The sequence below is a fragment of the uncultured Amaricoccus sp. genome (assembly GCF_937858865.1).
GTDB lineage: Bacteria > Pseudomonadota > Alphaproteobacteria > Rhodobacterales > Rhodobacteraceae > Amaricoccus.
Genome location: NZ_CALLYO010000585.1, coordinates 1 through 5,210, shown reverse-complemented (window position 1 = coordinate 5,210; position 5,210 = coordinate 1). Strand labels below are relative to the sequence as shown.

The following is a 5,210-nucleotide window of genomic DNA, read 5'->3' as shown; positions in this document are numbered from 1 at the left end:
ACCGCGCCCTTTCACGACAAGGCCGGCCGCGACCGCTGGGGCCTCCTCCCCGCCGACCCGATGGGCGCAACCCTGCGCAAGATCACCGGCGAGGACGGGTCGCGCATCGTCATCCGCACCCGCTTCACCTACGACCCGAGCGTGCAGGTGTCCGAGAAGCGGGTGGCCGCCACCGCCGTACAGCAGCGCCGCTCGCTCGACGCCCGCTTCCCCGACCTCGCCGGGATCCCCTTCGAGCACAGCTGGGCCGGCCGCCTCTGCCTGAGCCTGAACCACGTTCCGGCCTTCGGCGAGGTCGAGGAGGGCGTCTTCTCGGCCTGCTGCGAGAACGGGCTCGGCACCGTCAAGAGCACCCTCGCCGGCATGATGGCCGCGGATCTGGCGACGGGCCGACGCTCCGAGGAGCTGGCCCGCTACATGGACCAGCCGAAGCCGAGCCGCCTGCCGCCCCAGCCCTTCGCCTGGCTGGGCGCGAACGCGGTGATCCGCTGGCAGGAGATGCGGGCCGGGCGAGAGGGATGAACCTACGCCTACCGGAATCAGGTATCGTTGAGGCGATATCGCCTCGTATCAGTAGGCGAGCTTCGGGTACCAGTCCGTCCCGCGCCCGCCGGGGGTGGTGTCGAGGAGGAGCCAGAGCGGGTCCATCTCGGGCTGGCCGCGCGGGTCCTGGCCGGGATCGGCCATGTCGCCCGAGATCTCGCTGCTCCAGAAGTGGCGGACGATGCCGTCCCTGCGGGTGAAGACGGTGAGGCCGGGCATGTCGGCGTCCTCGGCGCTGACGTAGGCGCGGGTGAAGGCGCCTTCGCCGTCGGAATAGACCGGGATGTCGGTCCAGCCGCGGGCGCGCTTGGCCTCGACGAGCCGCTCGATCGGGGAGCGGGCGGTGAAGGCGATGGCGACGCGCTGGCGGACGTCGGCGATCTTGGTGGCGAAGGAGCCCATGAAGGAGGTGCACATCGGGCAGGGCGCCTTGCGCTCTGGCCCGAACATGTAGCTGTAGATGACGAGGGTGTCGTGCCCGCCGAAGAGCCCGGAGAGGGTGACCGGCCCTTCCTCGCCGGTGAAGCGGTAGTCCTCGGGCACCGCCCCGCCCGGCGGGAGCCGGCGGCGGAGCTCGGCCGCCCGCTCGGCGACGCGGCGGGACTCGATCTCCTGGACGAGGAGCGCGTTGCGGGCGGCGCGGTATTCGGGACTTTCGTTCGGGAGGTGGGCGGTGTTCCTGGCGGCGAGCGCCTCGGCGGGCACGAGCTTCTCCTGGCGGGTCATCGGCGTCTCCTTCGCGATTCCGCTTGAGCGGGTATGTTGATATCAACATAATGCCGGCATGTCAAAGCCGGTTCCCGACGCCTCCCACGCCACGACGCTCGAGATCCGCGACCGCTGCCTCTGCCTGCACGCGCAGCGGGCGGCGCGGGCGCTGGCGCGGCGGTTCGACGCCGCCTTCCGGCCGCTCGGGCTGACCAGCGGGCAGTTCTCGCTGCTCAACGCGCTCAACCGGCCGGAGCCGCCGGCGATGGGAGCGGTGGCGGCGGTGCTGGCGATGGACCGCACCACGCTGACCGCGGCGCTGAAGCCGCTCGAGCGGCGCGGGCTGGTGCGCTCGGAGCCGGGAGAGGACCGGCGCAGCCGGCGGCTGGCGCTGACCGACGCCGGGCGTGCGGTCCTGGCGCAGGCGGTGCCGGTCTGGCGCGAGGTGCACGCCGAGGTGGACGCGGAGGTGGCGGCCGCCGGGGGCGGCCTCCGGGATGCGCTGGCGGCGCTGTCAGCCGGTCAGGGGACGAGCCGGTAGCCGCCGGGCTCGGTGACGAGGATCCTCGCGTTGCCCGGATCGGGCTCGATCTTCTGCCGCAGGCGGTAGATGTGGGTCTCGAGCGTGTGGGTGGTGACGCCGGCGTTGTAGCCCCAGACCTCGTGCAGCAGCTCGTCGCGCGGCACCACGCCGGCGCCCGCGCGGTAGAGGTACTTCAGGATGTTGGTCTCCTTCTCGGTCAGGCGGATCTTCCTGTCCGCCTCGTCGAGCAGGAGCTTCGCCGCCGGGCGGAAGCTGTAGGGGCCGACGCCGAACACGGCGTCCTCGGACTGCTCGTGCTGGCGGAGCTGGGCGCGGATGCGCGCCAGCAGCACCGGCAGCTTGAAGGGCTTGGCGATATAGTCGTTGGCGCCGGCGTCGAGGCCCTGGATCTGGTCGCTGTCGGTGGCGTGGCCGGTCAGCATCAGGATCGGGCACTTCACCCCCTCCTTGCGCAGCAGGCGGCAGAGCTCGCGGCCGTCCATGTCGGGCAGGCCGACGTCGAGGATGACGAGGTCGTAGTGCTGCTCCCTGGCGCGGGCGATGCCGCCCTCGCCGTCGCCCGCCTCGAAGACGTCGAACTCCTCGGTCATCACCAGCTGGTCCGCCAGCGCCTCGCGCAGGTCGGGATCGTCGTCCACCAGGAGGATCTTCTTCACCACGGCCATCACTGCTCTCCTTTTCGTCATCGACCTGTTGGTTTCCTACGTCCGTCGCAATATTTCTCGTCGGAGGCTCACGGCAGTGTGTCCGGGCGGCGGCAAATGTTTCAGAACCGTCATCGAATGCCGGCCGGAACAGCGGGAAGGGACATCGCATGGCGCTCGGCCTCACATCGCTGGAGCGGCTCGCCCGGGCCCGGTCGGACCTGCGCATGGGGCTGCCGGTGGTGCTGCGCGGCGAGGGCGGCGCGGCGCTGGCGCTCGCGGCGGAGAGCGCGACCGCGGCGCGGCTCGCCGACCTGCGCGCCCTCGGGCCGGTCGACGTGGCGCTGACCGAGCGGCGGGCGGCGACGCTGAAGGCGCGCGCCTACGACGGCGACGTGGCGCGGGTGGCGCTGCCGGCCGATGCCGGGCTCGCCTGGGTGCAGGCGACGGCCGACCCCTCGGCCGATCTCGACTGGCCGATGAAGGGGCCCTACATCGCCCGGCGCGGCGGCAGCGCGGCGCTGCACCGGGCGGCGATCGCGCTCTGCAAGCAGGCGCATCTCCTGCCGGCGGCGCTGGTGGTGCCGGTCGCGGGGGCGGCACCCGAGGGGCTGACGGCGCTCGAGGTCGGCGAGGTGGCGCTCGGCGGCTCGGCGGAGTTGCAGGAGATCGCGGCGGCGCGGGTGCCGCTCCGGGCGTCGGAGGCAGGCAAGGTCCGGGTCTTCCGTCCGCTCGACGGCGCCGAGGAGCATTACGCCGTCGAGATCGGCGCGCCCGACCGCGCGGCCCCGGTGCTCTGCCGGCTGCATTCGGCCTGCTTCACCGGCGATCTCATCGGCAGCCTCAAGTGCGACTGCGGGGCGCAGCTCGACGCCGCGCTGGCGCAGATCGGCGCGGCTGGCGCCGGCGTCCTGCTCTATCTCAACCAGGAGGGGCGGGGGATCGGGCTCGCCAACAAGATGCGCGCCTATGCGCTGCAGGACCAGGGCTTCGACACGGTGGAGGCCAACCACCGGCTGGGGTTCGAGGACGACGAGCGCGACTTCCGCATCGGCGCCAACATCCTGAAGGAGCTCGGCTTCTCCCGCGTCCGGCTGATGACCAACAACCCGCGCAAGGTGGCGATGATGCAGGGCTGCGGCCTCGAGGTGGTCGAGCGGGTGCCGCTCCGTGTCGGGCGGACGCCGTTCAACAGCCGCTACCTCGACACCAAGGCCGCGAAGAGCGGGCACCTGCTCTGACATGATGCCGCCGGCGGGACTCTGCAGGGGGCGCTGGTCCAAGGCGAAGAGGGCAGCGCCCGACCCGGCGGGCGAGAAGCGCCCGCCTGGGGGCGAGGCGGGCACTGCCCGAGGCAGGGGCCTCGGGCGGGACAGGTGGGGAGGGCGCAGCCTTTTCGGCGCCGATCTCGTCGTCGGCCCCTGGGGCGCGCGCTTCCGCGGCCGCATCTTTCCCTGCGCCATCGGCGGGGGCGGGATCGGCGAGAAGCGCGCCGAGGGCGATAGGATCACGCCGGCCGGCCGCCACCGCATCGAGGCGGTGCTCCGCCGCCCGGACCGCCGCGCCGCCGGCACTCCGGCGACGCTCCTACCCACCCACGCCATCGGCCCGCGCGACGGCTGGTCGGACGATCCGGCCGATCCCGACTACAACCACCCGGTGCTGCGGCCGCGCCGCTTCGGCCACGAGGCGTTGCGCCGGCCCGATCGCATGTACGACCTCGTGGCGGTGCTCGACTGGAACCGGCACCCGCCGGTGCCCGGGCGGGGGAGCGCGATCTTCCTGCACGTCTGGCGCCGCCCGCGCCACCCGACGGCGGGTTGCGTCGCCTTCCGCCCCGAGGATCTCGCCTGGATCCTGCGGCGCTGGACCCCGCGCGACCGGGTGGTCATCCGCGGCTGAAGACCGCGGGCGTCGCGGTCGCCGCATTCCGTTCGTCGCGACATACGGGATCGCGATCGGAGCCGGCGGTCATACGCCACCCATCAGGATGTCGATCGCCCTGGTGATCTCGTCACCCTGGTCCGCCGCACTTCCCGCGCGGCGCAGGCTCGATCCGCGAACCGCCGCGATCAGGCGCGTCGCCAGGACAAGGCGCTGCCCGCCGTGCCGGATCTCGGGGTTCAGGTATCGGACGACCGGATAGTCCGGAAGGAGGGGAATGACGACGACCGCGGGATCCGGCGGAAGCAGGTCGCTTTCGACGACGACCATCGTCACGCGGCGGTATTCGGCGATGTCGAAGCGCCTCAGGCGCTCCACGACGCCGTTCCGGGGGAGGCGAGAATCTCGGCGAGCGGATGTCCGTTGCGCTCGTGCCACTCGGCCTGCCTGGCGAATGCATCGGCATTCTCGTCGAGCCACTTGCTGCGCCGGGCCTGGGCGACCGCATTCTGGAGGGCCGCATCGGCCACTGCGGAGACGTTGATGCCGAGATCATGGGCGGCATCGAGCGCCGCCGCATCGATGGTGACGGACGTCTTCCGTTTTGTAGCCGCCGACATGGATGCCCCGTCGATGCTCAATCACTATACCACCATTTTATACCGCCAACCTATCTGGATCAAGTACGGGCATATGGCGACGTTGGCGGCGGCGACGAGGCTCGCGCCGCACTCAGCGGCAATCGCCCAGCCCGCCCCGGACCAGCGCGAAGCGCATTCCCCGGGCCGGACGGCCGGACAGATGCACCCGGCCCTCGGCCCTGCCGAGAATGGCGTCGGACGGCAGGGCGAGGCCGAGCCGCGGGACCGGGGCTTCGGGCGCCCCGG

8 protein-coding genes are annotated in these 5,210 nt (G+C 72.2%); 4 read left to right on the top strand and 4 right to left on the bottom strand.

The genetic code is table 11. The features are described 5' to 3' along the window. Positions 1–522, top strand: a 522-nt coding sequence (locus Q0112_RS17435) for an FAD-dependent oxidoreductase (protein ID WP_367278485.1), incomplete at its 5' end; no start/stop codon positions are given. A gap of 48 nt (positions 523–570) precedes the next feature. On the opposite strand, the gene Q0112_RS17430 is transcribed toward Q0112_RS17435, so the two are convergent. Then, positions 571–1,269: a DUF899 family protein gene (locus tag Q0112_RS17430; protein WP_297977279.1), complete on the bottom strand. Its 699-nt coding sequence runs from the start codon at positions 1,267–1,269 to the stop codon at positions 571–573. 58 nt (positions 1,270–1,327) lie between these two features. Between Q0112_RS17430 and Q0112_RS17425 the strand changes: the two genes are divergently transcribed. Next, on the top strand, positions 1,328–1,792 hold the full coding sequence (locus tag Q0112_RS17425; RefSeq protein ID WP_297977278.1) for a MarR family transcriptional regulator: 465 nt from the start codon (positions 1,328–1,330) through the stop codon (positions 1,790–1,792). Here the strand turns inward: Q0112_RS17425 and Q0112_RS17420 are convergent. Then, positions 1,774–2,460: a response regulator transcription factor gene (locus tag Q0112_RS17420; protein WP_297977277.1), complete on the bottom strand. Its 687-nt coding sequence runs from the start codon at positions 2,458–2,460 to the stop codon at positions 1,774–1,776. The two genes, Q0112_RS17425 and Q0112_RS17420, sit on opposite strands and share 19 nt — an antisense overlap. A 149-nt stretch (positions 2,461–2,609) precedes the next feature. Here Q0112_RS17420 and ribA point away from each other — a divergent pair, with 149 nt between their 5' ends. Further along, positions 2,610–3,680 carry a GTP cyclohydrolase II gene (gene ribA, locus Q0112_RS17415; RefSeq protein ID WP_297977276.1) on the top strand — a complete coding sequence of 357 codons (1,071 nt, stop codon included), beginning with the start codon at positions 2,610–2,612 and terminating at the stop codon, positions 3,678–3,680. 1 nt (position 3,681) lies between these two features. Next, on the top strand, positions 3,682–4,341 hold the full coding sequence (locus Q0112_RS17410; protein WP_367278484.1) for a L,D-transpeptidase: 660 nt from the start codon (positions 3,682–3,684) through the stop codon (positions 4,339–4,341). 69 nt (positions 4,342–4,410) lie between these two features. On the opposite strand, the gene Q0112_RS17405 is transcribed toward Q0112_RS17410, so the two are convergent. Together Q0112_RS17405 and Q0112_RS17400 are read right to left on the bottom strand one after the other, a co-directional pair. After that, a complete protein-coding gene (locus Q0112_RS17405; RefSeq protein ID WP_297977275.1) occupies positions 4,411–4,701 on the bottom strand; it encodes a CcdB family protein in 291 nt (96 codons plus the stop codon). Then, a complete protein-coding gene (locus Q0112_RS17400; RefSeq protein WP_297977274.1) occupies positions 4,689–4,964 on the bottom strand; it encodes a type II toxin-antitoxin system CcdA family antitoxin in 276 nt (91 codons plus the stop codon). The genes Q0112_RS17405 and Q0112_RS17400 overlap by 13 nt, the downstream gene beginning before the upstream one ends. Positions 4,965–5,210: the final 246 nt, after the last annotated feature.

Coding starts and splice junctions, on each gene's coding strand:
- ribA (WP_297977276.1), top strand. CDS start 2,610: ATGGCGCTCGGCCTCACATCGCTGGAGCGGCTCGCCCGGGCCCGGTCG.
- Q0112_RS17425 (WP_297977278.1), top strand. CDS start 1,328: ATGTCAAAGCCGGTTCCCGACGCCTCCCACGCCACGACGCTCGAGATC.
- Q0112_RS17410 (WP_367278484.1), top strand. CDS start 3,682: ATGATGCCGCCGGCGGGACTCTGCAGGGGGCGCTGGTCCAAGGCGAAG.
- Q0112_RS17420 (WP_297977277.1), bottom strand. CDS start 2,460: ATGGCCGTGGTGAAGAAGATCCTCCTGGTGGACGACGATCCCGACCTG.
- Q0112_RS17430 (WP_297977279.1), bottom strand. CDS start 1,269: ATGACCCGCCAGGAGAAGCTCGTGCCCGCCGAGGCGCTCGCCGCCAGG.